General features: G+C 71.1%; 29 protein-coding genes and 1 riboswitch. Of the genes, 14 read left to right on the forward strand and 15 right to left on the reverse strand.

The window, feature by feature from the left end; translation table 11 throughout:
* Positions 1–34: 34 nt before the first annotated feature.
* The 3 genes from OG303_RS34405 to OG303_RS34415 all read left to right on the forward strand — a co-directional run bounded on the left by OG303_RS34405 (position 35) and on the right by OG303_RS34415 (position 3,209).
* A complete protein-coding gene (locus tag OG303_RS34405) occupies positions 35–1,699 on the forward strand; it encodes a LuxR C-terminal-related transcriptional regulator (RefSeq protein WP_405873343.1) in 1,665 nt (554 codons plus the stop codon).
* Positions 1,700–1,860: 161 nt separating this feature from the next.
* The gene (locus tag OG303_RS34410) at positions 1,861–2,169 is read left to right on the forward strand and encodes a tetratricopeptide repeat protein (protein WP_405873345.1); all 309 of its coding nucleotides are present in this window, start codon (positions 1,861–1,863) and stop codon (positions 2,167–2,169) included.
* Positions 2,073–3,209: a flavin-containing monooxygenase gene (locus OG303_RS34415; protein ID WP_405873347.1), complete on the forward strand. Its 1,137-nt coding sequence runs from the start codon at positions 2,073–2,075 to the stop codon at positions 3,207–3,209. Before OG303_RS34410 ends, OG303_RS34415 begins: the two co-directional genes overlap by 97 nt.
* Positions 3,210–3,324: 115 nt before the next feature.
* On the opposite strand, the gene OG303_RS34420 is transcribed toward OG303_RS34415, so the two are convergent.
* Entirely contained in the window at positions 3,325–4,560 is a 1,236-nt protein-coding gene (locus tag OG303_RS34420; RefSeq protein ID WP_405873349.1) for a cytochrome P450, read from the reverse strand.
* A gap of 268 nt (positions 4,561–4,828) precedes the next feature.
* On the opposite strand from OG303_RS34420, the gene OG303_RS34425 reads away from it, so the two are divergent.
* A complete protein-coding gene (locus tag OG303_RS34425) occupies positions 4,829–5,998 on the forward strand; it encodes a steroid 3-ketoacyl-CoA thiolase (protein WP_405873351.1) in 1,170 nt (389 codons plus the stop codon).
* 122 nt (positions 5,999–6,120) lie between these two features.
* Positions 6,121–6,360 (forward strand): hypothetical protein, encoded by a 240-nt coding sequence (locus OG303_RS34430; protein ID WP_405873353.1) that lies wholly within the window; start codon positions 6,121–6,123, stop codon positions 6,358–6,360.
* On the opposite strand, the gene OG303_RS34435 is transcribed toward OG303_RS34430, so the two are convergent.
* Complete coding sequence (locus tag OG303_RS34435) at positions 6,344–6,628, reverse strand: DUF397 domain-containing protein (RefSeq protein WP_405873355.1); 285 nt, start codon at positions 6,626–6,628, stop codon at positions 6,344–6,346. The two genes, OG303_RS34430 and OG303_RS34435, sit on opposite strands and share 17 nt — an antisense overlap.
* Positions 6,588–7,436, reverse strand: coding sequence for a helix-turn-helix domain-containing protein (locus OG303_RS34440; RefSeq protein WP_405873357.1), 849 nt, complete (start codon positions 7,434–7,436; stop codon positions 6,588–6,590). Before OG303_RS34440 ends, OG303_RS34435 begins: the two co-directional genes overlap by 41 nt.
* A 96-nt stretch (positions 7,437–7,532) precedes the next feature.
* On the opposite strand from OG303_RS34440, the gene OG303_RS34445 reads away from it, so the two are divergent.
* From OG303_RS34445 to OG303_RS34460, 4 genes are read left to right on the forward strand one after another with little or no spacing between them, the layout of a single operon-like run.
* The gene (locus OG303_RS34445) at positions 7,533–7,925 is read left to right on the forward strand and encodes an ATP-binding protein (RefSeq protein ID WP_405873358.1); all 393 of its coding nucleotides are present in this window, start codon (positions 7,533–7,535) and stop codon (positions 7,923–7,925) included.
* Positions 7,926–7,963: 38 nt separating this feature from the next.
* The gene (locus OG303_RS34450) at positions 7,964–8,107 is read left to right on the forward strand and encodes a hypothetical protein (RefSeq protein WP_405873359.1); all 144 of its coding nucleotides are present in this window, start codon (positions 7,964–7,966) and stop codon (positions 8,105–8,107) included.
* Positions 8,108–8,157: 50 nt separating this feature from the next.
* Positions 8,158–8,613, forward strand: a complete 456-nt coding sequence (locus tag OG303_RS34455) for a hypothetical protein (RefSeq protein WP_405873360.1) — start codon at positions 8,158–8,160, stop codon at positions 8,611–8,613.
* Complete coding sequence (locus OG303_RS34460) at positions 8,613–9,071, forward strand: pyridoxamine 5'-phosphate oxidase family protein (protein WP_405873361.1); 459 nt, start codon at positions 8,613–8,615, stop codon at positions 9,069–9,071. The genes OG303_RS34455 and OG303_RS34460 overlap by 1 nt, the downstream gene beginning before the upstream one ends.
* Positions 9,072–9,081: 10 nt before the next feature.
* On the opposite strand, the gene OG303_RS34465 is transcribed toward OG303_RS34460, so the two are convergent.
* The 10 genes from OG303_RS34465 to OG303_RS34510 form a co-directional block, all read right to left on the reverse strand.
* On the reverse strand, positions 9,082–9,783 hold the full coding sequence (locus tag OG303_RS34465; protein WP_405873362.1) for a YoaK family protein: 702 nt from the start codon (positions 9,781–9,783) through the stop codon (positions 9,082–9,084).
* Between the two features lie 109 nt (positions 9,784–9,892).
* The gene (locus OG303_RS34470; protein ID WP_405873363.1) at positions 9,893–10,312 is read right to left on the reverse strand and encodes a transglycosylase SLT domain-containing protein; all 420 of its coding nucleotides are present in this window, start codon (positions 10,310–10,312) and stop codon (positions 9,893–9,895) included.
* A 292-nt stretch (positions 10,313–10,604) separates the two neighbouring features.
* Entirely contained in the window at positions 10,605–11,447 is an 843-nt protein-coding gene (locus OG303_RS34475; RefSeq protein WP_405873364.1) for an ECF transporter S component, read from the reverse strand.
* Positions 11,444–13,174 carry an ABC transporter ATP-binding protein gene (locus tag OG303_RS34480; protein ID WP_405873366.1) on the reverse strand — a complete coding sequence of 577 codons (1,731 nt, stop codon included), beginning with the start codon at positions 13,172–13,174 and terminating at the stop codon, positions 11,444–11,446. The genes OG303_RS34475 and OG303_RS34480 overlap by 4 nt, the downstream gene beginning before the upstream one ends.
* Entirely contained in the window at positions 13,174–14,289 is a 1,116-nt protein-coding gene (locus tag OG303_RS34485; protein WP_405873367.1) for an energy-coupling factor transporter transmembrane component T, read from the reverse strand. Before OG303_RS34485 ends, OG303_RS34480 begins: the two co-directional genes overlap by 1 nt.
* Complete coding sequence (locus tag OG303_RS34490; RefSeq protein WP_405873368.1) at positions 14,282–14,932, reverse strand: SCO2322 family protein; 651 nt, start codon at positions 14,930–14,932, stop codon at positions 14,282–14,284. Before OG303_RS34490 ends, OG303_RS34485 begins: the two co-directional genes overlap by 8 nt.
* Positions 14,929–16,158, reverse strand: coding sequence for a prenyltransferase/squalene oxidase repeat-containing protein (locus OG303_RS34495; protein WP_405873370.1), 1,230 nt, complete (start codon positions 16,156–16,158; stop codon positions 14,929–14,931). The genes OG303_RS34490 and OG303_RS34495 overlap by 4 nt, the downstream gene beginning before the upstream one ends.
* Positions 16,159–16,286: 128 nt before the next feature.
* A riboswitch (cobalamin riboswitch) is annotated at positions 16,287–16,360 on the reverse strand.
* 150 nt (positions 16,361–16,510) lie between these two features.
* Entirely contained in the window at positions 16,511–16,984 is a 474-nt protein-coding gene (locus OG303_RS34500) for a nuclear transport factor 2 family protein (protein WP_405873372.1), read from the reverse strand.
* Positions 16,985–17,071: 87 nt separating this feature from the next.
* Positions 17,072–18,127: an MBL fold metallo-hydrolase gene (locus OG303_RS34505; RefSeq protein WP_405873373.1), complete on the reverse strand. Its 1,056-nt coding sequence runs from the start codon at positions 18,125–18,127 to the stop codon at positions 17,072–17,074.
* Between the two features lie 156 nt (positions 18,128–18,283).
* Positions 18,284–18,592: a hypothetical protein gene (locus OG303_RS34510; RefSeq protein ID WP_405873374.1), complete on the reverse strand. Its 309-nt coding sequence runs from the start codon at positions 18,590–18,592 to the stop codon at positions 18,284–18,286.
* 208 nt (positions 18,593–18,800) lie between these two features.
* Here OG303_RS34510 and OG303_RS34515 point away from each other — a divergent pair, with 208 nt between their 5' ends.
* Together OG303_RS34515 and OG303_RS34520 are read left to right on the forward strand one after the other, a co-directional pair.
* Positions 18,801–20,258 carry an aldehyde dehydrogenase gene (locus OG303_RS34515; protein WP_405873375.1) on the forward strand — a complete coding sequence of 486 codons (1,458 nt, stop codon included), beginning with the start codon at positions 18,801–18,803 and terminating at the stop codon, positions 20,256–20,258.
* Between the two features lie 5 nt (positions 20,259–20,263).
* Positions 20,264–20,497, forward strand: coding sequence for a ferredoxin (locus OG303_RS34520; RefSeq protein WP_405877634.1), 234 nt, complete (start codon positions 20,264–20,266; stop codon positions 20,495–20,497).
* A 289-nt stretch (positions 20,498–20,786) separates the two neighbouring features.
* Here the strand turns inward: OG303_RS34520 and OG303_RS34525 are convergent, their stop codons facing one another.
* Positions 20,787–21,428, reverse strand: a complete 642-nt coding sequence (locus OG303_RS34525; protein ID WP_405873376.1) for a TetR family transcriptional regulator — start codon at positions 21,426–21,428, stop codon at positions 20,787–20,789.
* 210 nt (positions 21,429–21,638) lie between these two features.
* On the opposite strand from OG303_RS34525, the gene OG303_RS34530 reads away from it, so the two are divergent.
* The 3 genes from OG303_RS34530 to OG303_RS34540 are packed head-to-tail and all read left to right on the forward strand — an operon-like array spanning position 21,639 to position 24,837.
* Positions 21,639–23,042, forward strand: a complete 1,404-nt coding sequence (locus OG303_RS34530; RefSeq protein ID WP_405873377.1) for a glycosyltransferase family 4 protein — start codon at positions 21,639–21,641, stop codon at positions 23,040–23,042.
* A complete protein-coding gene (locus OG303_RS34535; protein WP_405873379.1) occupies positions 23,036–23,770 on the forward strand; it encodes a class I SAM-dependent methyltransferase in 735 nt (244 codons plus the stop codon). The genes OG303_RS34530 and OG303_RS34535 overlap by 7 nt, the downstream gene beginning before the upstream one ends.
* On the forward strand, positions 23,767–24,837 hold the full coding sequence (locus tag OG303_RS34540) for a prenyltransferase/squalene oxidase repeat-containing protein (RefSeq protein WP_405873380.1): 1,071 nt from the start codon (positions 23,767–23,769) through the stop codon (positions 24,835–24,837). The genes OG303_RS34535 and OG303_RS34540 overlap by 4 nt, the downstream gene beginning before the upstream one ends.
* 22 nt (positions 24,838–24,859) lie before the next feature.
* On the opposite strand, the gene OG303_RS34545 is transcribed toward OG303_RS34540, so the two are convergent.
* On the reverse strand, positions 24,860–25,147 hold the full coding sequence (locus tag OG303_RS34545; protein ID WP_405873382.1) for a hypothetical protein: 288 nt from the start codon (positions 25,145–25,147) through the stop codon (positions 24,860–24,862).
* Between the last annotated feature and the right edge of the window lie 24 nt (positions 25,148–25,171).

Consider the following 25,171-nt stretch of genomic DNA (forward strand, 5'->3'; position numbering starts at 1 on the left):
GCCCCGTCCGCGGTGCAATGTGTGCGGAGGCGCCATGGACTGGGACGCGGAGGTCGGTCGGGGGCGCGAGGCCGTCCGGATGCAGGCGTGGACCGAGGCGTACGACGTGCTGGCCCGGGCCGATGCCGCGTACCCCCTCGAAGTCCACGACGTCGAGCTGTACGCCGAGGCCGCCGACATGCTGGGGCGCTGCGACGACGCCGTGGGCCTGCTGCGGCGGGCCTACACCGCGTACGCCGAGGCCGGGATCGTCGGCGCGGCGCTGCGGTGCGCGTACTGGCTGTGCAAGGAGCTGGCCTGGGGCGGCGAGTTCGCGCAGTCGGGTGCCTGGCTGGCCCGTGCGCGGCGGCTCGCGGCCACCGAACCCGGCTGCCCCGAGTGCGCCTACCTGCTCATGCTGGAGGCCGAGCTGCACTTCCGGGCCGGCGAGCCCGCGGAGATGCTCGACTCCGCGCGCCGGCTGGCCGAGGCGGTCTCCCCCGGTGCGGAGGCCGACCTCGCGGCCGGTACGGCGATGACGCTGGGCCTCGCCCTGGTGAGCAACGGGCAGGTCGGTGCCGGGCTCGCCGAGCTGGACGAGGCGATGGTCGCGGTGGCCGGCGGGGGCCCGTCCGCACGCTGCACCGGGATGATCTACTGCGTCGTCATCGGCACCTGCCAGGACCTGCAGGAACTGCGCCGCGCCCAGGAGTGGAGCGAGGCGCTCGCCGAGTGGTGCGCGGCCCAGCCCGACTTCACCGGCGCCTACCGCGGACTGTGCCGGGTGCACCGGGTCGCGCTGCTGCAGCTCGGCGGCGCCTGGCCGGACGCGGTCCGTGAGGCCCGCCTGGCCTGCGCCCAGCTCACCGCGGGCTACGGCGGACAGGCCGCGGGCGGAGCCTTCTACCAACTGGCCGAACTGCACCGCCTGCGCGGCGACCTCGCCGAGGCCGAGCAGGCCTACCGGGACACCCTCCACCACGGCTGGGACGCCCAGCCGGGGCTTGCCCTGCTGTGGCTGGCCCGTGGCCGCCGGGAACCGGCCACGGCGGCGATCCGCCGGGCCCTGGGGGAGACGACGCAACCGATGCGCCGGGCCCGGCTGCTGCCGGCGGCGGTGGAGATCCTGCTCGCCCAGGGCGATGGCGGCGGCAACGAGGCGGCACGGTTCGCCGACGAGCTGGAGGGCATCGCCGACGCCCGCGGTGCCGTCGCCCTGCGCGCCATGGCCGGGCAGGCCGGCGGCGCGGTGCGGCTGGCCGAGGGGTCGGCGAAGGACGCCCTGCCGCTGCTGCGGGAGGCCGGGCGGCTCTGGCGGGAGCTGGACGTGCCCTACGAGGCCGCCCGCGTCGGGGTGTTGATCGGGCTGGCCTGCCGGGCGCTCGGCGACGAGGACTCGGCGGGGTGGGAGCTGGACTCGGCACGGCGGGTCTTCGAGCGGCTCGGTGCCGTTCCGGACGTCGCACAGGTCGACCGCCTGACCGGGCGCGGCGGTGCCGGGGACCGCCATCCGAAGCTTTCTCCCCGCGAGCTCGAAGTCGTGCAGCTGATCGCGCGCGGCCGCACCAACCACGCCATCGCCGCCGAGCTCTTCCTCAGCGAGAAGACCGTCGCCCGGCACATCAGCAACATCTTCGGCAAGCTCGACGTCACCTCCCGCACCGCGGCCGCCGCCTACGCCTTCGAGCACGGACTCGTACAGCGGGACACCCCCGCGTAGGAACGCGCTCGCCACGAACACAGGCCGGGAACACAGGCACGGGAACACAGGCACGGGAACACAGGCCGGGAACGCACTGCGTAGAACCACCCATGCCGCCGCCCCGCGCATGGGCATTCCTCTCGATGCGCCCGCCCCGGCCCCGCCGCGAGCATCGACACGTGTCCGACAACCAGGCCCGCACCACCGGCCTCCGCGAACAGGTCCGCGCCGCGCGACTGCGGCTCGCCGACAGCGCCGCCGACCTCGGCATCCTGCTGCGGCTGCTCGGCGAGCACGCCGAGGCCGAGCGGATGCTGCGCCGGGCCGTGGAGATCTACGAGGCCGACCGCCGGACACAGCCCACCAGCAGCCGTACGACGCAGGAGCTGACATGGACACCGAGCGCATCGACACCGTCGTCATCGGCGGCGGCCAGGCAGGTCTCGCCACCGGATACCACCTGGCCCGCACCGGACGGCCCTTCGTGATCCTCGACGCCGGCGAGCGCATCGGGGACGCCTGGCGTCAACGCTGGGACTCGCTGCGGCTGTTCAGCCCGGCCAAGTTCGACGGGCTGCCCGGACTGCCGTACCCCGGCCCCGCCTGGTCGTTCCCCACCCGCGAGGAGTTCGCCGACTACCTCCAGGCGTACGCCGCCTGGGCGGAGCTGCCGGTCAGGACGGGAGTCTCCGTGCGGAGGGTGTCGTACGACGCCGGCCGGTACCTCGTCGAGACGGAAGGGGACGAGCGATGCTACGAGGCCGACAACGTCGTCGTCGCGGCCGGCTACGACCGGCTGCCGAAGATCCCCGACTACGCGGATCAACTCGCCCCGGACATCGGGCAGTTGCACGCCGTCGACTACCGCAACCCGGACCAACTCCGCGACGGGCCCGTCCTGATCGTCGGCGCGGGCAACTCGGGCGCCGACATCGCGCTCGAACTCGCCCGCACGCGCCGGGTGTTGCTGTCCGGTCCGCACCCGGGACAGATCCCCTGGCGGATCGAGCACCGCAAGGCCAGGTTCCTGACCCCCGTCCTCTTCTTCGTCTTCCGGCACCTGCTCACCGTGCGCACCCCGATGGGCCGCGCACTGCGCCCGAAGGTGCTCGCCCACAGCGCCCCGCTGATCCGCGTCAAGCCCGCCGACCTCAAGGCGGCCGGCGTCCGGCGCGTGGCACGCACGGCTGGAGTCCGCGACGGACGGCCGGTCCTCGCCGACGGGTCGACGCCCCAGGTCGCCAACCTCCTGTGGTGCACGGGCTTCAGGCCGGACGTCTCCTGGATCGACCTGCCTGACGCGGACGTGTTCGACGCGGACGGTGAACCCGCCCAGCGCCGTGGGGTGGTGGAGGCGCAGCCGGGCCTGTACTTCGTCGGCAGGCTCTTCCAGTACGCGATGGCCTCGTCGATGATCCAGGGCGTCGGCCGGGACGCCGAGTTCGTCGTACGACACCTTGCGGCGAGGCCCGTCGGGGCGCGGAGCGAGGACGCGGCGGTCCTCGAAGGAGGCAGGAGCGGGGCGTAGGGGGGATGCTCCTGCCTCCTCCGGGAGTCGTGGAACGGGCCGGCGGCGCCGGGATGCCGCCGGCCCGAGATCGGCGTACGTCGTAGTACGTCGTACGGAACCGGAAGAGGAACCCTCAACCGGCCTCGACCTGCAGGTGTTTCACGCCGTTGATCCATGCGGAGCGCAGGCGGCTGGGGGTGCCGGCCAGGGTGAGGCCGGGCAGGGCGTCGGCGATCGCGTTGAAGATGAGGTCGATCTCGAGGACCGCCAGGGACTTGCCCAGGCAGTAGTGCGGGCCGCCACCGCCGAAGCCGAGGTGGGGGTTGGGGTCGCGGGTGATGTCGAAGGTGTCGGGGTCGGTGAAGACCTCGGGGTCGTGGTTGGCGGAGGCGTAGAAGATGCCGACCCGGTCGCCCTTCTTGATCAGCTTCCCGCCGAGTTCGGTGTCCTGGGTGGCGGTGCGCTGGAAGGAGTTGACCGGGGTCGCCCAGCGCACGATCTCCTCGGCCGCGGTCTCCGGGCGTTCGCGCTTGTACAGCTCCCACTGGTCGGGATGGGTCAGGAAGGCGTGCATGCCGTGGGTGATGGCGTTGCGGGTCGTCTCGTTCCCGGCCACGGCCAGCATCAGCACGAAGAACCCGAACTCGTCGGAGTTGAGGTTCCCTTCGTCCTCCGCGGCCACCAGCGTGGTCACGATGTCCTTGGCCGGACACTGCTTCCGGTCGGCGGACATGTTCATCGCGTAGGCGATGAGTTCGGTGGCCGACTCGGCGCCGACCTCCTCCGTGATCGCGTACTCCGGGTCGTCGTACGAGATCATCTTGTTGGACCAGTCGAAGATCTTGGACCGGTCGTCCTGCGGGATGCCGATGAGCTCCGCGATGGCCTGGAGGGGCAGTTCGCAGGCGACCTCGGTGACGAAGTCGAAGGGGCCGGGGTGCGCGCGGGCGTTGCGCGCGATGGCGTGGGCGCGGTCGCGCAGCCGTTCCTCCAGGGCGCGGATGGCGCGCGGGGTGAAGACGCGCTGCACGATCTGGCGGACGCGGGTGTGCTCCGGCGGGTCCATGTTGAGCAGGATCAGCCGCTGGGCGTCGATGGCGTCGCGCTCGATGTGCTCGTTGAAGCGGATGATCGCCGTGTTGAGGTACGAGGAGTAGAGCTCCGGGTGCGTGGAGACGTACTTGACGTCGGCGTGCCGGGTGACGGCCCAGTAACCCTCGTCCTGGAAGCCGGCGAGGTTGGCCGACTGGGGGATCCAGCGGACCGGTTCGGACCGCCGCAGCTCGGCGAACTCCGGCAGGGGCACGCGGTGGTGCAGCAGGTCGGGGTCGGTGAAGTCGAACCCGTCGGGGAGAGCTGGACAGGGCATGGGCGACTCCGGCTGAGTTCGAACTTGCTTCTGTCGATGACGTCCGACGGCCTTCTGACGACCCATCAGAAGTCAGGATTGCCGTGAAGGTAATAACGGGTTCTACAAGGTGCAAGGGGTACGGCACGTCGAATTACGTGCACGACCCTTGCGGTTGAGGACGCACTGTCAGCAGACTGCTGACAGAACTAGAACGCGTACTAGTTCTGCGTGGCGGGTGGCCGGGACGCCCGCGCCGCGCGGGTACCGGAGGAGAGGATCCACCCCCATGGCCGCGGAACCCGTGATCGTCGAGGCCGTACGCACCCCCATCGGCAGGCGCGGCGGAGCGCTCGCCAACCTGCATCCCGCCTATCTCCTGGGCGAGACCTACCGAGAACTCCTCGGCCGCACCGGCATGCCCGCCGACGCGGTCGAACAGATCGTCGGCGGCACGGTGACGCACGCCGGCGAGCAGTCCATGAACCCCGCGCGCACGGCCTGGTTGACCATGGGCCTGCCCTACGAGACGGCGGCGACGACGGTCGACTGCCAGTGCGGCTCCTCGCAGCAGGCGTCGCACATGGTGGCCAACATGGTCGCCGCCGGTGTCATCGACGTCGGCATCAGCTGCGGCGTCGAGGCGATGTCGCGGGTGCCGCTCGGATCCGGGTCGAAGCACGGGCCCGGCAAGCCGTTCCCCGACGAATGGAACGTGGACCTGCCGAACCAGTTCGAGGCGGCGGAGCGGATCGCCCGCCATCGCGACCTGACGCGCGAGAACGTCGACTCGCTCGGCCTCATCTCGCAGGAGCGGGCGGCTGTCGCCTGGTCCGAGGAGCGCTTCAAACGGGAGACGTTCGCGGTCCAGGTACCGACCACCGAGCAGGAACAGAGTGCCAGACAGGGCATGTGGCGGCTCGTCGACCGCGACGAGGGGCTGCGCGACACGTCGATGGAGGCGCTGGCGGGCCTGAAGCCGGTCATGCCGACAGCCATCCACACGGCGGGCAACTCGTCGCAGATCAGCGACGGCGCGGCGGCCATCATGTGGGCGTCGAAGCGGATGGCGCGGGCGCTGAAGCTGAAGCCCCGGGCGCGGATCGTGGCGCAGGCACTCGTGGGCGCCGACCCGCACTTCCACCTCGACGGACCGATCGACGCGACGCGCGCGGTGCTGGGCAAGGCGGGCATGTCCCTCAAGGACATCGACGTCGTCGAGATCAACGAGGCGTTCGCGTCAGTGGTGTTGAGCTGGGCGCAGGTCTTCGAACAGGACCTGGAGAAGGTCAACGTCAACGGCGGTGCGATCGCGCTCGGGCACCCGGTGGGGGCCACCGGGGCCCGGCTCATCACGACGGCACTTCACGAACTGGAGCGCGCGGACAAGGAGTTCGCCCTCATCACCATGTGCGCGGGGGGTGGGCTGGCCACCGGGACGATCATTCAGCGGCTGTAGACGCCGACTGCGGATGACTGCGGGCGCCGACGTGGACGCCCGCTGTGGACGGGGCTTGCGCTGGGGCCGGAACTATGGCCTCCACCACAGCGCAAGTTGACGCGGCCTGATCAACTACCCCGATGCTGATCAACGTAATCCTCCGCGTCCTGCCCTTCTACATCCGCGAACCGCTGGTGATCGCGGTCTGCCTCTTCTTCACCGGCCTGGCCTTCTACTGGTTCGTCACGGCGGGTGGCTGGGGCAGAGCCGGCGTCGGCCTGATGTTCCTGGCGGTCGGGGCCTTGCGCGCCTACTTCTTCCGCAAGGAATGGAGATCCCACCGGGCGGCGAAGGCGGGGGGTGTCACTCCCCAGGCGTAGCGCCGCTCCAGGACACGAAACGACGGAAGGCGTCGGGCCGGAAGGAAAGCACCGGCCCGGCGTTCTCGTTCTTTGAGTCGCGGATGGCGATGGTGGCGCAGGGGGCTTCGGCGATTTCGAGGCATTCGCCGCCTTGGTCGCCGCTGTGGGACGACTTGCGCCACGCGGCAGTACCGATCGGCGCGCACTCGACGCACTGGCCGCCCTGGTCGCCGCTGTAGCTGGACTTACGCCACTGGATCATCGTCAGTGTCGCGTTGTTGCCCATAGCGTTCCTCCATCACGCGCCGGATCAGATCCGCCGAGTCTCTGAGGGAGAGGGCGGCGGCCCGAAGATGATCGTAACGGAGTGAGCAGTCCTTGACCGTGTCCGGATTGGCGGTGGGCTGCCCACTGCCGTAGCCCTCGGTGTAGAGGATGGTCGGGTCGCTCGCGAAGCGGTAGATGTCGAACGGGCCTTGAAGTCCCGCGTGCACTCCAGCCGAGAACGGCAGGATCTGAACATTGATGCGGGGGTTGCCCTCGAACGACAACAGGTGCGCCAGTTGGGCGCGCATGGTCTCCCGGCCGCCCATCTCTTGGTAAAGCGCAGCCTCACTGAGCACCGCCCAGAAGACCGGTGGCTCCGCCTTCTCGAAGACGCGCTGGCGGGAGAGTCGCACGGCGGTTCGGCCGTCGAGGTCGCTCTGATCCAACGCACCGAGAACGGCACGCGCGTACGCGCGGGTCTGCAGCAGGCCGAGGGCCATGTGCGACTGGAAGGAACAGATCTCGACGGCCCGTGCCTCTAACTCGGCCACCTGCCTAAACCACGCCGGAAGTTGACTGCGCAGCACCAGCTCGACGAGCCGGGACAGCATGCCGCCCGACTCCAGCGCCGCATCCGCCCGCTCGCTGAACTCCGGTGTCGGCACCTTCCGCGCGGTCTCGATCTGGCCGACCAGTGAACCGGTGTAGTTGAGGATGTCCCCTAGTTGACGTTGCGTCAGCCCGGCGACTTCCCGCAGGCGACGCAGCTCACAGCCGTAGTAGTCGAGCGGCGAGGCGCCCGGGTCCAGAGTGTTGATATGGGTCACGCACGGCCCCCCTCTGTGCAACCAACTCCGCTCACTCCGGGACGTGTTGTATTCGTCCCGTAGCCCAGAGTAGTCGCGCCACGTCACGCTCGTGCTGTGAACCACTACTTTCCCCCCACCTACCGCCTGAGCCTCACCGCAGGCGAACACTCCGCCCGGCACATCCGCCGTATCGTCCGCTCGCTGCTCGACGAATGGGAACTGGCGCAGCTGACCGACGCCGTGGAACTCGGAGTGACCGAGCTGGTCGCCAATGTCGTACGGCATGTTCCGGACCGGCGCTGTGTGCTGCTGCTGTTGCGGTCGGCAGCCGGAGTCAGGGTGGAGGTGGCGGACAACTGCCCTCAACCACCGTGCGTTCCGGCGGAGTTGTCGCCCGAGGCGGAGGGCGGCCGAGGTCTCGTACTCCTTGACGCGGTGGTCGACAAATGGGGTGTGGGTGCGGCGGGTTCGGGTGGTAAGACGGTGTGGTTCGAGTGCGGTGTGTGAGGCGGTGGGAGCGTGGAGGAGCGTGCCCGCGGGACTGGATGCCGGGGCTGGAGTTCCTGCGCAGCCTCGGCTTCGGGGTCGGCGCGCCGCAGGACCGGCCCGGTGGGACAGTGGGCAACCGGACACGGCAGCCGGAGGAGACCGGCCTGCGCACGGCCCGGCTGCGCCTCGCGGACCGATGAGTTTCGCCCGCCGCGGCCGTCTGTCCCTGTGAGAGAGGGAGGTGTTCGCGGTGGGCGCGACGGCACGGCAGGAAGCCTTGAAGCGGCTGGACGTCCTGGTCGGGGAGTGGGTGGTGGAGGCCGAGTTTCCCGGGTTGGAGGTGCCTCCCGGGCGGAGCGTGTTCGAGTGGACCTTGGACGGGCAGTTCCTGGTCCAGCGCACCGAGGCCCCGAATCCCGCTCCCAACAGCCTGGCGATCGTCGCCGCCGACCCCGAGACGGGTGGCTACACGCAGCACTACTACGACTCGCGGGGCGTCGTACGCCTGTATGCGATGACCTTCGCCGACGGGGTGTGGGAGCTGCTGCGCGAGACGCCGGACCACTCGCCGCTGGCCTTCCGGCAGCGGTACCGGGGCCTGGTGAGCGAGGACGGCCGCACCATCCGCGGGGCCTGGGAGATCGCGCGGGGCGAGTCGGCCGCCTGGGAGCAGGACTTCCCGCTCCACTACCGCAGGAGCCGCTGATGAACTCCGGTGAGATCGCGCGGGCCGTCGTGGACGCGAACCAGTACATGGTGCTCGCCACCGCCGACGCGGACGGGCGGCCCTGGAGCTCGCCCGTCTACTTCGCCCACGGGGACTACCGCGAGTTCTTCTGGGTCTCCTCGCCCCAGGCCGTGCACTCCCGCAACATCGCGGTGCGGCCCGAGGTGGGGATCTCGGTCTTCGACTCGTCGGTGCCGATCGGCACGGGGCAGGGTGTGTACATGTCCGCCGTCGCCGGGAGGCTGGACGGTCCGGAGGCCGAGCACGCGCTCGACGTCTTCTCCCGTCGCTCACTCCTGCACGGTGGCCGGGTCTGGACGCCGGCCGACGTGCGCGGCGACTCCGGCATCAGGCTCTACCGCGCGGTGGCCGACGACCACTCGGTCCTGGCCAAGGACGGCCGACCGGACCACCGCATCCCGGCCGACCTCACCTGACCGGTTTCCCCTACTCCCGCCCCGAAGCCACCACCGCCAGCAGGCCCACCGCCGCTGCCGCGACCAGCAGCGGAATGCCCAGCCCGTGGTCGAGCACCAGCCACGCGCCGAGCCAGGCGCCGACGGCCATCGCGACGACGGAGGCCGAGCGCCGCGGGGAACGGTGGCCCGAGCCGCCGCCGGCCTTGGAGTCGGAGGCGAGGCCCGTCAGGGTCATCGTGAGGACCGTCGTCGTCAGGTCGGCGATGCCGAGCTTGCGGACGGTGGCGTTGCGCAGGCCCATCGCGAAGGCGGTGAGGGCGATCAGGGCGTAGACGGTGGCGGTGGCGTGCGGGGCGGCGAAGGCGATGACGGCGGAGGCGCCGACAAGGACCGCCTCCGCGGCGAGGGTGAGGCGGGCCCAGGTGCGGCGGGAGCCTTCGCCCCGCCATCGCGCGACCCGCCCTCCGGCCACAGCGCCCAGCAGGAAGCAGCACAGCGAGGTCGCCGTGTGCGGCACCGAGAAGCCGGGCGCCCCGGCGGCGGCGAAGCCCAGCACCACCACGTTGCCGGTCATGTTGGCGGTGAAGACGTGCCCGAGCCCCAGGTAACTCACCGCGTCGATCAGCCCGCTGACCACGGTCAGCCCCAACAGCACGGCGACCAGGCGCAGTCCGCGTGCCTCGGGGTCGGATGTCTCCTGAGACTCGGGCGTCTCGGGCTCGGCGCTCATCGCCCCAGTTGACCACAGCAGCGGGTTCCCAGGAACGTGACAAGGCGCCTCCCCCCGTCCGGTCGACGGGGGAGGCGCCTCGTGCTGTTCGGCTGCGGCTCGGCTCGGATCAGTACCAGCCGTTCGCCTGCCAGAAGGACCAGGCGCCGGTCGGGCTGCCGTAGCGGGACTTCATGTAGTCCAGGCCCCACTTGATCTGGGTCTTGGCGTTGGTCTTCCAGTCCGAGCCGGCCGAGGCCATCTTCGAGCCGGGCAGGGCCTGGACCAGGCCGTAGGCGCCGGACGAGGAGTTGGTGGCGGTGACGTTCCAGCCGCTCTCGTGCTCGACGATCTTGCTGAAGGCGTTGTACTGCGCCGCGCTCGGGATCATCTTGTGCGCGATCGCCTTGGCGCCGGCGCTCGAGTTGGCGGTCGCGGCGTGAGCGGGTGCCGCGGTCAGCACCATGCCGGTGGCGGCGGCGGCCACGGCGGCGGTGGTGAGGGCCTTCTTCGGGGACGCGATGCTGCGGACGATGCGGGAGACCGACACGAGGAACCTTTTCCTTCGGGGACAGGACGTCGTACGTAAGCCCTGGGGCGTACGTCGGCGCCGAGGCCCTGGGGGCTCGTCGGCGCCGTGCGACTTCGTCCAGAGAAACAGGCTCGCAGCGCGTCCGCAATGACCCCATTTACTAGTTGTGGTCGCATCTGGGGGAAATGGGGACCGTGTGATCTGGCTCTCAAAGTGCAGGTCAGGGCCGGTTATGGCATGAGCATGGCGTCCGATTTGCACTACTAGGGTAGATAGTGAGTGACATGGGTCATGTGGGGTGCTTCACCGGTCAACGAGGGTCGAATGTGACCGCGGTCTCGAACGCCGCCCGGCGGGTGGCTCTGCGTAGCGCCCTGAGTACGGCCGGGCCGAGGGCGAGCGTCAGTACCACGGTGACGACGGCCCGGCCCAGGTCCCAGCCCAGCGAGGTGGCCGTGCAGTACGCGAGGAAACGGGCCAGGTTGGCGGGGACGGCCGCGTGCGGGTCGAAGGCGATGCCCGAGGCGAGCGCGCCCATGAAGGGCCAGCCGGCCAGGTTCATGATCGTGCCGTAGGCGAAGGCGGCCAGGAAGCCGTAGCAGGCGAGGAGGGCGAGTTCGCCGCGGCCCCGGAGGCGGTCCGGGCCCGGGAGCAGGCCCGCGCCCATCGTGAACCAGCCCATCGCCAGCATCTGGAACGGCATCCACGGGCCCACCCCGCCCGTGAGCAGCGCCGACGCGAACATCGTGAGCGAGCCGAGGGTGAAGCCGAAGCCGGGGCCGAGCACGCGCCCGCTCAGCACCATCAGGAAGAACATCGGCTCGATACCGGCGGTCCCGGCACCGAGCGGGCGCAGGGCGGCGCCGGTCGCCGCGAGCACGCCGAGCATGGCGACCGCCTTCGGGCCGAGCCCGGACTCGGAGATGGTCGCGGCCACGACGGCGACCAGCAGCACCAGCAGGCCCGCGAACAGCCAGGGCGCGTCCTGCGCGTGGGCGCTGAGCTGCGAGGAGGGCGGCGCGAGGAAGGGCCAGCCGAAGCCGACGACGCCGACGGCGCTGACGAGGACGAGGGCGGCGACGGAACGGGGGCCGAGGCGGACGGCCCGGGCCTGCGGGGTGGCGGCCCGGGTCCGGGGAGTGGTGGCGGTCATCCGAGGGCCTCCCGCACCTGCGTGACCGTGAGCCACTCCTGCGGGGCGAGGATCTTGGTGACCTGGGGCGCGAACGACGGCGACGAGACGACCACGTCGGCCGTCGGCCCGTCGGCGATCACCTCGCCGTCGGCCAACAGCACCACCCGGTGGGCGAGTTCGGCGGCCAGCTCCACGTCGTGCGTGGCCAGGACGATCGCATGCCCCTCGGCGGCCAGCCCGCGCAACAGGCCCACCAGGCGGGCCTTCGCCGCGTAGTCCAGGCCCCGGGTCGGTTCGTCGAGCAGCAGCAGAGGCGGCCGGGCGGTCAGCACGACGGCCAGCGCGAGCGTGAGGCGCTGCCCCTCGGAGAGGTCGCGCGGATGGACGCCGTCGGTGATACCGGGGAGCAGCTCCGACACCAGCGCGCGGCAGGTACCGGGTTCGGCCCGGGCATCCCGGTCGGCCGCCGCGCACTCACCGGCGACGGTGTCGGCGTAGAGGAGGTCGCGGGGTTCCTGGGGCACCAGACCGACGCGGCGTACGAGGTCGGGGGGTGCCGTGCGGTGGGGGACGACGCCACCGACCCGGACCGATCCGGCGGACGGTTCGACCAGCCCGACGAGGGTGTTGAGCAGCGTCGACTTACCGGCGCCGTTGCGTCCCATGAGGGCGACGGTCTCGCCGGGGCCGACGGTGAGGGTGACACGGCGAAGGGCTTCGACACGACCGCGGCGGACGGCGAGGGCGCGGACTTCGGCGACGGGGGAGAGAGCGGTGGGGGGAGCCGCGGCAGCCTCCGTCCGCTTGCGCGGGAAGAAGGGCCACCGTGGGGTGATGGCAGGACGGGAGGCCGGATCGCTCGCCTGCGGCGGCGGGGTGTCGCCTCTCCCCGAGCCGGGATCCGCCTCAGCGGCACGCATGCCCGCAGCTTGCGCCAACTGCTCGCGCAGTCCCCCTGCCCGCCGCCGCGCATCCCTGACCGTCAGCGGCAACGGTGACCAGTCGGCCAGGCGGCCCAGGGCGACCACCGGTGGGTACACCGGGGATACGGCCATCATCTCGGCCGGGTCGCCGAGGAGTGGGGGTGTTCCGGGGGCGGGGAGGAGGGCGACCTGGTCGGCGTACTGGATGACACGTTCCAGGCGGTGTTCCGCCATGAGAACCGTCGTGCCCAGGTCGTGGACCAGGCGTTGGAGGACGGCGAGGACCTCCTCCGCGGCCGCCGGGTCGAGGGCCGAGGTCGGCTCGTCGAGGACCAGGACCTTCGGGTGCGGGGTGAGGACCGAGCCGATGGCGACGCGCTGTTGCTGGCCGCCGGAGAGGGTGGCGATGGGGCGGTCGCGGAGATCGGCCAGGCCGAGGAGGTCGAGGGTTTCCTCGACGCGGCGCCGCATCACGTCCGGCGCCAGCCCCAACGACTCCATGCCGTAGGCGAGTTCGTCCTCGACGGTGTCCGTCACGAAGTGGGAGAGCGGATCCTGCCCCACCGTGCCCACGACGTCCGCGAGTTCGCGCGGCTTGTGCGTACGGGTGTCGCGGCCCGCCACCGTGACACGGCCCCGCAGCGTGCCACCCGTGAAGTGCGGGACGAGGCCGCTGACGGCACCGAGGACGGTCGACTTGCCGACCCCCGACGGGCCGACCAGCAGCACGAGTTCGCCCTCCGGGACCTCGAAGTCCACGCCCCGCACGGTGGGTTCGGCCACCCCGTCGTACGTCACGGAGACATCCTCGAAGCGGATCACTACGGCTCCTTGGGGGCGAGGAAGGACGGCAGCAGGCCGAGCAGTACGGCCGCCGCGGGCCACAGCGGAAGGGTGGGGGAGACCAGCGGGACGACACCGGGGTGCAGGGCCGCCGGATCGTCCGCGGCGGCGAGGGTGAGCAGCGCGGCGACCGCGGCGCCGGATCCCGCGACCAGCCAGGCACGCACGTCCCACCGGTCCGGGCGGTAACGCGTACGCAGGCTGCGACGGCCCCCCAGCCGCAGCCCGGCCAGGGCCGCGCCGAGCCCGGCGAGCAGGAGGGGCAGCCCGTAGGTGCCGCCTTCGGCGGTCAGCAGTCCGTACGTTCCCGCGCAGACGCCGAGCAGACCGCCGAGGGTGAGGGCGGCGGTGGTGCGGCGTACGGCGGGCGGGACCTGGGCCGTACGGCCGTAACCGCGGGCGTCCATCGCGGCGGCGAGGGCGACGGAACGTTCCAACGCGCCCTCCAGCACCGGCAGTCCGACGTGCAGCAGACCGCGCACGCCCTTGTCGGGACGGCCGCGCAGCCGGCGCGCGGCGCGCAGCCGCTGGACGTCGGCGATGAGGTTGGGCGCGAAGGTGAGCGCGACCACCACCGCGACGCCGGTCTCGTACAGGGCGCCCGGCAGGGACTTGAGAAGGCGGGACGGGTTGGCGAGGGCGTTCGCGGCGCCCACGCAGATGAGGAGCGTGGCCAGCTTCAGGCCGTCGTAGAAGGCGAAGACGAGCGATTCGGCGGTGACCTTTCCGCCCAGGCGGATGCCCTGCGCCCAATGGGGGAGCGGGAGTTCGGGGAGGGTGACGATCACGTGCGTGCCGGGGATGGGGGAGCCGAGGGCCACCGCGAAGACGAGGCGGATGAGGAGGACGGCGAGGGCGAGTTTGACGAAGGCGGAGTAGGAGCGGGACCAGGGGGCCCGGGAGCGGCAGGTGGCGACGACGTACGCCGACGTCGCGATGAGCAGCGCGAGGAGCAGGGGGTTGGTGGTGCGGGTGGCCGCGGTGCCCAGACCGAGCGACCAGAGCCACCAGGCGCCGGGGTGCAACGTCGTGGGCCGACCGGTGTCGGTCCTTCCCACGACGCCGGACCGATCCGGGAGCCCGGTCCTAGCCATGCCTGCGTCGCCGCGCCTGCCACACCGCGGCCGCGCCCAGTAGCGCGACCGCCCCCGCCCCCACGAACAGCCCCACCGAAGGGCCACCGTCCGTCGCGGCCTTCCCGTTCTTCCCGTTCTGCGCGGCAGCCGTCGGCTTCTTCCCGTCGGCGACCTGCTCCCCGCACCCCTTCTGCGGATAGCCCCCGATCGCGCACAACAGGGCGTTGGTGTCGTACCGCAGAGGCTTCGCCACCGAGGCGAGGGCGTCCGCGGTGGTCGCGTCGGCGGACACCTGCGCGCAGGCCGTACGACGGGCCGGCGGCGTCTCGCCGGACGGGGCGTCCGCCGCCGTACCGAAGTCGATGACGAGAGCCACGCGCTTCTTGCCGTCCTGCGCCGGAGTCCTCGCGCAGATCACCGGGAACGACGCGGCCCCGCGCGGCTTCGCCGAGTCGCCCGAGTCCTCGCTCACCGAGAAGCGGAAGCCCTGCACGTCGCCGTCGGAGGGGCGGGCGGTGGCGGGGCCCTGGGTGGCGTAGGTCCAGCGGCCGCCGTCGTCGTCCCAGAAGGACCAGTAGCGGTAACCGGCGGCCTGCGCCTGGCCGCTGCCGGCCAGGGTCAGGAACAGCGCGGCGAGGAGCAGGGCGCCGCGGCGTATCACGGCTGCTTCCTCTTGTTACGGCCGCTGATCAGGAAGCCGACACCGATGCCGCCGACCAGGCCGACGCCGACGATCCACCAGACGCTGACCCCGGAACCCTCCTCGTCGGAGTCCTTCTTCCCGGCGCGGTCCGATCCCTGGGAGGGAGAGGTGGAAGCGGAGGCGGGCTTCGGGCCGGTCGCGTCGAGGAGCGCGACCAGGTCCTGGCCACCGAAGTCGTGCACGTCAAAGGCCTGCGCGTGCGCGGCGAGGATCAACTGCGCGTACGCGGCCGGTCCGCCCTGCTTTGCCCACGCCTCGGAGTTGCTCTCCAGCCAGCGCAGTGCGTCGGCCGCCTTGTCGCCCTGGCCGGCGGTCGCGAGGGCGAGCACCGCGTCGGCCGTGTTGCCGTAGTCGGGCCGGTCCTTGGAGCCGGGGAGCGTCGAGGTCAGGTGCTTGTCCTTGGCCAGGGCCTTGACGAGGTACGCGGCGCCGTTGTCCGCCGCCTGCTCGGGACCGTCGGCGTCCTTGCACGTCACGGTGGTGCGGGTCGGCTTCACGGCGTCCCCGGCCAGCCCCTTGCCGAGCGCGCCCACCACGGCCGCCGCGGTCGCGTCCGCGTTGGCGGCCAACTTGCCCTTCTTGTCCGGCTGATAGGCGAAGGCGCCCGCGCCGTCTCCGTCGCACGGGAGGGCGAGCTTCGACAGGGCGTCGAAGGGCGACTTCCCGCCCTTCTCGACCTCCGCGGGCTTCTCGCCGACGGCGGTCAGCGCGCCGATGACGACGGACGTCGAGTTCGCGTCGCTCGCCCCGCCCGGCGCGTACCCCCAGCCGCCGTCCTTGTTCTGCACGGACTTCAGCCAGGCGACCGCCCTGCCGGTCGCGGAGTCGTGCCCGCCGAGCGCGGCCAGGGCCTGGACGGCGGCGCCCGTGCTGTTCGTGTCGACCATCAGCTTGGCGTCGCACGCGCCCGAGGCATCGGCACGGAACGCCGCGAACGCCCCGCCCGCGCACTGCTGCCCCACCAGCCAGTCCACGGCCTTCGCCGCCGGCTTCACGCCCACGGTGTCCTGCGCGAGCAGTGCCAGCGACTGGCGCCAGACGCCGTCGTACGTCGGGTCGGTGGTGCCGTACAGCCCGGCGGGTATCGACGCCGAGGGTGACGGTGTGGCGGCGACGGCGGGCGCGGCCGTACCGATCACGGCGATGGTGGCCAGGGCCGCGGCGCTGCGGCGGAGGACGTTCATGATCGGCGGGTGCCTCTCCCTGCGGGAGCGGGCAGCACGGGACACCCCGGGCGGCTCGGCTCCGTATGCCTCGACGGTGCCGTACGTCGGCGGACTGCCGACACACGTGAGCCGGTCACGACCGTGCGGGGCAGTCCGGCTGACCGCCCTCGGCGGGCGGCTTACGGTTGCGGGTCAGCGCCGGAATTGCACCGGCTTCCCCCCGTACGGGTGTGATGACGACCTGGCCACTGTACCGGGCCGTGCCGAGCAGTCTGAGGGGTGCCTGTGAGGTGGAGCGGGTGCTCTCCCGTGCGGACCACGGGAGAGACCGACGAGGCAGGGGACCTGCATACGGACAACGACGGGGAGCTCACGCCCGAGGGGTCATGACGTCGTCCGCCCGAGGCGTCGGTCCTCCGAACGGCAGATGCAGCACCCGGCGGGCGAGCAGCCACGTGCCGTCGGCCGACCGGCGGAACGAGTCCTCGTAGTGGCCGACCTGGACCGGCGGTCCGGCCGGCACCATGCCGCCCGTCCAGCCCTCGATGCGGTAGGTGGTGAAGTACGACGTCGCCTCGGCCGTGTCCGCGGACGTCACCGTGACGCGGATGTTGGACATGATCCGTCGTGAGAGCTTGTCCGTGGGGCGCGAGCCGAAGTACTGCCGCAGCGCCTCCCGCCCTTCGGACCGCCGCCCGTCCCCCGGAGACGGCCACTCCCAGCTGCCGTCCTCGGTGAACAACTCGGCCACGGAGGCCGGTTCACCGAGGTCGAGGCGGTGGACGAAGTCCAGGATCAGGCGCTCGCAGGCGCGTTCGGCGAGGAGTTGCCGCAAGGGGTCCATGGGACCGTTGGTATCAGTGACGGATCACGGGACGCGAGCGCTTTACCCCGGCCGAACCGCCGGCGCCGCTCACCCGGCTCACCCGGCTCACACCGCCACGTACGTCACCGGATCGCTCCCCGCCACCGCCTCCGCCCGCCCCAGCTTCACCAGCCGCCGCAGGTGCGCCTCGGCCTCCGAGACCGCGATGTTCCTTGATCCGTACGGGATCTGGGCCCAGGGCCGGTTCCACTCCATGCGCTCGGCGACCTGCCAGGGCGTGAGCGGCTCGACCAGCAGGGCCTGGAGCCCGGTGAGACGTTCCTCGTGGTGCGCGAGCAACTCCCGTACGCGGGCGGGCGCGTCGGGGAACACGTGCTGGTGGGCGGGGAGCACCTCGGCGGGGGCGAGCCGGCCGATGCGTTCGAGGGAGTCGAGGTAGTCGCCGAGGGGATCCGTGACGGTGGCGTCGTCGGGATCCTCGTACAGGCCGATGTGCGGGGTGATCCTGGGGAGCAGGTGATCGCCGGAGAACAGCCGTCCGTGGCCCGGCAGTTGGGCGGGGTGCTGTTCCTCCAGGTGGAGGCAGACGTGGCCGGGCGTGTGGCCCGGGGTCCAGATCGCGCGCAGCCGTCGGCCCGAGAGGTCGAGGAGTTCACCGGGGACGATCTCGCGGTCGGGCAGGGCGGGGGAGAAGCCCGGCAGGGTGGTGCGGGGCGCGGCGTCGCGCAGGGGCGCCACATGGTCCTCGGGGGCACCGGCGGCGGTGAGCTTGGCCGTCATGTAAGTGAACCAGCGCCCGGGCCGGGTCTCCCGGGTGCGCCGCACGATCGCGGTGTCCGCGGCGTGCATGGCGATCCAGGCGCCGGACGCCTCACGCACCCGGCCGGACAGCCCGTGGTGATCCGGATGATGATGGGTGATCACCACTCCCTCCACCTCGTCCACCGAGGTGCCGCACGCGGCGAGACCCGCGGTGAGGGTGTCCCAGGAGGCGGGGTCGTCCCAGCCGGTGTCGACCAGCACCGGGCCACGGTCGGTGTCGACGACGTAGACGAGCGTGTACCCCAGGGGATTGTCAGGGATGGGTACCTGGACGGACCGTACGCCTCCCCCGTGGTCGTGGACCTGCGGCTGGGGTGCCTCGCCCTGGCTGATCGTCATCTGCCCTCCGTCCCAAGACCATGGCCCACTATAACTAGAACCGGTTTCAATGGTCGCCCAAGTCGACCGATGGGTGGGGGTGTTGGGTTGATCAGCCCTGATGCGCCGGTTCGGAGGTCGTACTGCGCCGGGCCCTCGCTCTGTCGCGGCCGGCCGTCAGTCCGCGTCCTGCTGCTGGGACCGTTCGAGGTCGTACGCGTCCCGGTCGGACTCCTGCCGCTGACGGTTCTGCTCGTTCCAGCGGCCGGCGAGTTCGCCGAAAGCGCTGTTGAGGCGGCTGAGTTCCCAGAGCAGGTAGAGGCCGGCTCCGGCGAACGGGATCCACGCACCCCAGTAGAGGATGCGGGCCGCGAGGTACAACAGACCGACCAGGACGAGGTACTTGACGAAGATCTCGAGCATCCGGTTGTGCTCGACGATGACATGCTGGTCGCGATCGTGGACCGACTGCCGACGTGACCTCATGAGTGTCCCCCTAGGACTCCGGGTGGGCATCATGTCGCGTGCCGCTCCGTGGTGCCAGTGTGTGCGACTGGCCCAACTTGCCCCTGATCACCGGGAAATCGCTGATCAGGGGCATTCACGTCCTGTCCGTGGACTACTGCAACCAGAACTGGTATCAGTTTCTGAAACACCGTCAGAAACGGTTCGCTCTCCCCAGGAGGCAGTCGCCATGGCCGAGCTCGTGGAACACGGACAGCTGTTCATCGGCGGGGAGTTGACCGACCCGCTCGGCAAGGACGTCATCGAGGTGATCTCGCCGCACACGGAGGAGGTCATCGGGCGGGTGCCGCACGCCTCGACGGCGGATGTCGACCGGGCGGTCGCCGTCGCGCGGACGGCGTTCGACGAGGGACCCTGGCCGCGGATGTCGCTCGACGAGCGGATCGAGGTGGTCACCCGGATCAAGGACGCGATCGCCGTACGGCACGAGGAGATCGCCCGCGTGATCTCCTCCGAGAACGGATCGCCGTACTCCTGGAGCGTCCTCGCGCAGGCGCTCGGCGCGATGATGGTGTGGGACGCGGCGATCACGGTCGCGCGGAACTTCACGTACGAGGAGACGCGCGACGGTGTGCTCGGCAAGATCCTCGTGCGCCGCGAACCGGTCGGGGTCGTGGCGGCCGTAGTGCCTTGGAACGTCCCGCAGTTCGTGGCCGCCGCCAAGCTCGCGCCCGCGCTGCTCACCGGCTGCACCGTGGTGCTCAAGCCGTCGCCCGAGTCGCCGCTGGACGCGTACATCCTCGCCGACATCACGCGTGAGGCCGGGCTGCCGGAGGGCGTCCTGTCCATACTCCCGGCCGACCGCGAGGTCAGCGAGTACCTGGTCGGGCACCCGGGGATCGACAAGGTCTCCTTCACCGGATCGGTGGCGGCCGGCAAGCGCGTGATGGAGGTGGCCTCCCGCAATCTCACGCGCGTGACCCTGGAGCTGGGCGGCAAGTCCGCGGCCGTCGTCCTGCCCGACGCGGACGTCGAGACGTCCGTCGCGGGCATCGTCCCGGCCGCCTGGATGAACAACGGCCAGGCCTGCGTGGCCCAGACCCGCATCCTGGTTCCGCGCGCCCGCTACGACGAGTTCGCGGATGCCTTCGCCCGGGCGGCGGGCGCTCTCGTGGTCGGCGACCCGCTGGACCCGGCGACCCAGGTGGGCCCGCTGGTCGCACAGCGCCAGCAGCGCAGGAATCTCGACTACATCCGCATCGGCCAGGAGGAGGGCGCCAAGATTCTCACCGGCGGCGGACGCCCGCCGGGCCTGGACCGCGGCTGGTACGTCAAGCCGACGCTCTTCGGCGACGTCGACAACTCGATGCGGATCGCCCGGGAGGAGATCTTCGGCCCGGTGATCTGCCTGCTCCCGTACGGCGACGAGTCCGAGGCCCTGAAGATCGCGAACGACTCGGACTACGGTCTTTCGGGCAGCGTGTGGACGGCGGACGTGGCACACGGCATCGACGTCGCCCGGCAGGTCCGTACCGGCACGTACTCGGTGAACACGTTCAGCCTGGACATGCTCGGCCCCTTCGGCGGCTACAAGAGCTCCGGCCTGGGGCGGGAGTTCGGCCCGGAGGGCTACGGCGAGTACCTGGAGCACAAGATGATCCACCTGCCGGCCGGCTGGGAGGCGTGAGCGGCATGGGCGACCGCTGGCAGGTCGAGGTCGACCGCTCCGTCTGCATCGGCTCGGCCCAGTGCGTCCACCGTGCCACGGGTGCCTTCCGGCTCGACTCCGCCATGCAGTCCCATCCCGTCGAGCCGGAGACCGACGCGAACGAGCGGGTTCTGGGGGCGGCCGAGAACTGCCCGGTGGAGGCGATCGTGATCACGCTGCTGGGCAGCGGGGAGCCGGTGTTTCCGCCCGAGGAATAGGGTCCGAAAGAATCACTTATCAGGGGGTTTCATTCACGGGCAAGCGTTCTATTCTGGGAAGTGGCCTACGAGACGAGTGAGGGAGTCCGACCGGAGTAGCCGACTTTGGCGAGACGCAGATGCAGACGCATCCGCCGGGGCCGACGTCGACGGTCGGGCTGAGAGGCCGGAAGGCAGCTGTCGGGCCGGAAGGCGACCCCCAGAACCTGATCCGGACCATGCCGGCGAAGGGAACCCGTCTCGTAGGTCCTTCGCTGCCCGGTCCCCGGCCGCCCTCGCGTCCCGGCCCCTACTTGTGCCCTTCCGGGTCCGTCAGGTCGATCAGGCGGCACACCGTCTCGATGTCGATCTTGACCTGGGCGATGGAGGCGCGGCCCGAGAGCCAGGTGATCAGGGCCGAGTGCCAGGTGTGCTCGATGACGCGGACCGCCGAGAGCTGCTCGGGGGTCGGGTTCTCCAGGCCCATCGCGTCCAGGATGATCACCGTGGTCTGGCGGGAGACCTGGTCGACCTCGGGGGAGACGCTGCGGTCGGCGAAGGTGAGGGCGCGGACCATCGCGTCGGCGAGATGCGGCTCGCGCTGCAGCGCGCGGAAGGCCCGCATCAGGGTCTCCGCGACCCGCTCGGCCGCCGTGTCACCCGTCGGCGGCTTCTTCCGCAGCGTCCCGTGCATGTGCTCCAACTGGTCCTGCATCGTGGCGACCAGCAGATGGACCTTGGACGGGAAGTAGCGGTACAGAGTGCCCAGAGCCACCTGCGAGGACTCCGCGACCTCACGCATCTGCACCGCGTCGAAACCACCCCGGCTGGCCAGCTGCGCGCTCGCGTGCAGAATGCGCCGGCGACGGGCCTCCTGCCGCTCCGTGAGGGGCGGGGAGGCGGGGTGCGAGGTACTGGCTTCCACCTTGGCCACCTTGGCTTCCGAGGGCATGGGTCCCGCTCCGTGACAGTCGGTGAGGGCTGGTGATCGCACCGAGCATGGCAGGGCGTCCGCCGTGGCGCGAATCACCTGATCCACCGCTCACAGTGCCCCTACCTGCCGGTAGATTCAGAGCCTCCTGGACGATCAAGTCTGAAACTTGTTCTAGATTAGCGTCCCGGCGTAATCTCGCGGGACAGTGCATGCAGAAGGGGGCCCAGAGTGACCGCTGAGGCCAGTCAGGCGGGTCCCCAGGAGGACCTCGCCACCGACGGCGAGCGACCGCTCCACATCGCACTCCTCACTTATAAAGGGAACCCGTTCTGCGGCGGCCAGGGTGTCTATGTACGGCACCTCTCGCGCGAGCTGGCCCGCCTCGGCCACCGCGTCGAGGTCATCGGCTCCCAGCCGTACCCCGTCCTCGACGAGGACGAGGCGTACGAGGGCCGGCTGAGCCTGACCGAGCTGCCCAGCCTCGACCTCTACCGCTCGCCGGACCCCTTCCGCACCCCCGGGCGCGACGAGTACCGCGACTGGATCGACGCGCTCGAAGTCGCGACGATGTGGACCGGCGGCTTCCCCGAACCGCTGACCTTCTCGCTGCGGGCCCGCCGCCATCTCCGCGCCCGGCGCGGCGAGTTCGACATCGTGCACGACAACCAGACGCTCGGCTATGGGTTGTTGGGGAATGTGGGCGCGCCTCTCGTCACCACGATCCACCACCCCATCACCGTGGACCGGCAGTTGGAGCTGGACGCGGCCGAGAACTGGCAGCAGCGGATGTCCAAGCGCCGCTGGTACGCCTTCACCCGCATGCAGAAGCGCGTCGCGCGCCGCCTGCCCTCGGTCCTCACCGTCTCGGGCACCTCGCGCGACGAGATCGTCGACCACCTCGGCGTACGGGACGACCGCATCCACGTCGTCCACATCGGTGCCGACACCGACCTGTTCTCGCCGGATCCGTCCGTGCCCGTGGTGCCCGGCCGGATCGTGACGACGTCCAGCGCGGACGTACCGCTCAAGGGCCTGGTGTTCCTGGTCGAGGCCCTGGCGAAGGTCCGCACCGAGCACACCGACGCCCACCTCGTGGTCGTGGGCAAGCGGCCCACGGAGGGGCCCGTCGCCCAGGCGATGGAGCGCTACGGCCTCGAGGGCGCCGTCGAGTTCGTGAAGGGCATCTCGGACGCCGAACTGGTCGACCTGGTCCGCTCGGCGGAGGTCGCCTGCGTGCCCTCCCTGTACGAGGGCTTCTCCCTCCCGGCGGCCGAGGCGATGGCCACGGGCACGCCCCTGGTCGCGACGACCGGCGGCGCGATCCCGGAGGTCGCGGGCCGCGACGGCGAGACATGTCTCGCGGTGCCGCCGGGCGACCCGGGCGCGCTGGCCGCGGGGCTGAGCCGGCTGCTGGGCGACCCGGAACTGAGGGTGCGGCTCGGCCGCGCCGGCCGTGAGCGGGTGCTCCGCCGGTTCACCTGGGCCCGGGCCGCCGAGGGAACGGTGGCCCGATACCGCGCGGCGATCGGATGCCCCACGGCACCGGCACCGACCGACGACCCCGCCGCGGCCTCGACCGACAACTCTGCTGCCCCCGCAAGCAACTATTCCGAAAGCAGGGCCACGTGCTGACCGTCGACTTCTCCCGGTTCCCGCTCGCCCCGGGCGACCGCGTCCTGGACCTCGGATGCGGGGCCGGCCGGCACGCGTTCGAGTGCTACCGGCGCGGCGCCCAGGTCGTGGCGCTCGACCAGAACGGCGAGGAGATCCGCGAGGTCGCGAAGTGGTTCGCGGCGATGAAGGAGGCCGGCGAGGCACCGGAGGGCGCGACCGCGACGGCGATGGAGGGCGACGCCCTCGCGCTGCCCTTCCCCGACGAGTCCTTCGACGTCGTCATCATCTCCGAGGTCATGGAGCACATCCCGGACGACAAGGGCGTACTCGCCGAGATGGTCCGGGTGCTCAAGCCCGGCGGCCGCATCGCCATCACCGTCCCGCGCTACGGCCCCGAGAAGGTCTGCTGGACCCTGTCCGACGCCTACCACGAGGTCGAGGGCGGCCACATCCGCATCTACAAGGCGGACGAACTGCTCGCGAAGATCCGCGAGGCGGGCCTGAAGCCCTACGGCACCCACCACGCGCACGGGCTGCACTCGCCGTACTGGTGGCTGAAGTGCGCGTTCGGCGTCGACAACGACAAGGCGCTGCCGGTGCGGGCGTACCACAAGCTGCTGGTCTGGGACATCATGAAGAAGCCCCTCGCGACCCGGGTCGCCGAGCAGGCGCTGAACCCGCTGATCGGCAAGAGCTTCGTGGCGTACGCCACCAAGCCGCACCTGCCGTCGGTGGACGCCCGGTGACCACTCCCCGGACAGAACACCTCGTCCTGCCCGGGGTCCTCACCGCAGAGGAGGCCGCCGCCACCGTGCACGGCATCCTCGCCGTGCAGCGGGAGGACGGGGCGATCCCGTGGTTCCGGGGACACCACCTGGACCCCTGGGACCACACCGAGGCCGCGATGGCGCTGGACGCCGCGGGCGAGCACGAGGCCGCCGAGCGGGCGTACGAGTGGCTGGCCCGCCACCAGAACGAGGACGGTTCCTGGTACGCGGCGTACGCCGACGGCGACTTCGCGGACGTCACCGACCGCGGCCGCGAGACGAACTTCGTCGCGTACATCGCGGTGGGCGTCTGGCACCACTACCTGTCCACCGGGGACGACATGTTCCTGGACCGCATGTGGCCGGCCGTCTACGCGGCGGTCGAGTACGTCCTGCGACTCCAGCAGCCCGGCGGGCAGATCGGCTGGAAGGGCGAGGAGGACGGCAGCTTCACGACCGACGCGCTGCTGACGGGCTCCTCGTCCGTCCACCACGCGCTGCGCTGCGCGCTCGCCATCGCCGAGCAGCGCGAAGAGTCGCAGCCCGACTGGGAGTTGGCGGTGGGCGCACTGCGCCACGCGATCCGCCGGCACCCCGAGCGGTTCCTCGACAAGGACCGCTACTCGATGGACTGGTACTACCCGGTGCTGGGCGGCGCGTTGACGGGCGCGGAGGCCAAGTCCCGGATGGAGGAAGGCTGGGAGCGCTTCGTCGTCCCCGGCCTCGGTGTGCGCTGCGTCGTCCCCAACCCGTGGGTCACGGGCGGAGAGTCGTCCGAACTCGCCCTCACCCTCTGGGTGATGGGCGAGTCGGACCGCGCGCTGGACATCCTCCAGTCGATCCAGCACCTGCGCGACGCCGACAGTGGCCTCTACTGGACCGGCTACGTCTTCGAGGACGAGGCCATCTGGCCCCAGGAGCTGACGACTTGGACCGCCGGGTCCCTGCTCCTCGCGGTCGCCGCCCTCGGCGGCCACGAGGCCACGTGCACGGTGTTCGGCGGTGAGCAGCTGCCGAGGGGGCTGGACCCGGACTGCTGCGACTGAGACATCAACGGATCGGCACGGCTCAGTGCCGCGTCATCCGTCCGGCGATCGCGTGGCCGACGAACAGGTAGACCACCGCTGCCAGGCCGTAACCTGCGATCACGCGGGCCCAGGCCTTGTCGAAGGTGAACAGGTCACGCGACCAGCCGGCCAGCCAGTTGGCCGCGTTGTGGACGAACTGAACCAGGTCGTTGGCACGGTTGGCGTCCAACAGGTACATCAGGATCCACAGGCCCAGGATGAGGGCCATGATGTCGGCGACGATCGCTATGACCGCCCCGGCCCGATTGCCGCTGCTGTATCGAGACATACTCTGCGGATTGCCGCCGAACGC

Source organism: Streptomyces sp. NBC_00005 (assembly GCF_045160215.1).
Lineage (GTDB): Bacteria > Actinomycetota > Actinomycetes > Streptomycetales > Streptomycetaceae > Streptomyces.

Coding starts and splice junctions, on each gene's coding strand:
- OG303_RS34495 (WP_405873370.1), bottom strand. CDS start 16,158: ATGAACGTCCTCCGCCGCAGCGCCGCGGCCCTGGCCACCATCGCCGTG.
- OG303_RS34460 (WP_405873361.1), top strand. CDS start 8,613: ATGAACTCCGGTGAGATCGCGCGGGCCGTCGTGGACGCGAACCAGTAC.
- OG303_RS34525 (WP_405873376.1), bottom strand. CDS start 21,428: ATGCCCTCGGAAGCCAAGGTGGCCAAGGTGGAAGCCAGTACCTCGCAC.
- OG303_RS34505 (WP_405873373.1), bottom strand. CDS start 18,127: ATGACGATCAGCCAGGGCGAGGCACCCCAGCCGCAGGTCCACGACCAC.
- OG303_RS34465 (WP_405873362.1), bottom strand. CDS start 9,783: ATGAGCGCCGAGCCCGAGACGCCCGAGTCTCAGGAGACATCCGACCCC.
- OG303_RS34425 (WP_405873351.1), top strand. CDS start 4,829: ATGGCCGCGGAACCCGTGATCGTCGAGGCCGTACGCACCCCCATCGGC.
- OG303_RS34405 (WP_405873343.1), top strand. CDS start 35: ATGGACTGGGACGCGGAGGTCGGTCGGGGGCGCGAGGCCGTCCGGATG.
- OG303_RS34500 (WP_405873372.1), bottom strand. CDS start 16,984: ATGGACCCCTTGCGGCAACTCCTCGCCGAACGCGCCTGCGAGCGCCTG.
- OG303_RS34485 (WP_405873367.1), bottom strand. CDS start 14,289: ATGGCTAGGACCGGGCTCCCGGATCGGTCCGGCGTCGTGGGAAGGACC.
- OG303_RS34545 (WP_405873382.1), bottom strand. CDS start 25,147: ATGTCTCGATACAGCAGCGGCAATCGGGCCGGGGCGGTCATAGCGATC.
- OG303_RS34415 (WP_405873347.1), top strand. CDS start 2,073: ATGGACACCGAGCGCATCGACACCGTCGTCATCGGCGGCGGCCAGGCA.
- OG303_RS34520 (WP_405877634.1), top strand. CDS start 20,264: ATGGGCGACCGCTGGCAGGTCGAGGTCGACCGCTCCGTCTGCATCGGC.
- OG303_RS34475 (WP_405873364.1), bottom strand. CDS start 11,447: ATGACCGCCACCACTCCCCGGACCCGGGCCGCCACCCCGCAGGCCCGG.
- OG303_RS34420 (WP_405873349.1), bottom strand. CDS start 4,560: ATGCCCTGTCCAGCTCTCCCCGACGGGTTCGACTTCACCGACCCCGAC.
- OG303_RS34435 (WP_405873355.1), bottom strand. CDS start 6,628: ATGGGCAACAACGCGACACTGACGATGATCCAGTGGCGTAAGTCCAGC.
- OG303_RS34515 (WP_405873375.1), top strand. CDS start 18,801: ATGGCCGAGCTCGTGGAACACGGACAGCTGTTCATCGGCGGGGAGTTG.
- OG303_RS34430 (WP_405873353.1), top strand. CDS start 6,121: ATGCTGATCAACGTAATCCTCCGCGTCCTGCCCTTCTACATCCGCGAA.
- OG303_RS34450 (WP_405873359.1), top strand. CDS start 7,964: ATGCCGGGGCTGGAGTTCCTGCGCAGCCTCGGCTTCGGGGTCGGCGCG.
- OG303_RS34510 (WP_405873374.1), bottom strand. CDS start 18,592: ATGAGGTCACGTCGGCAGTCGGTCCACGATCGCGACCAGCATGTCATC.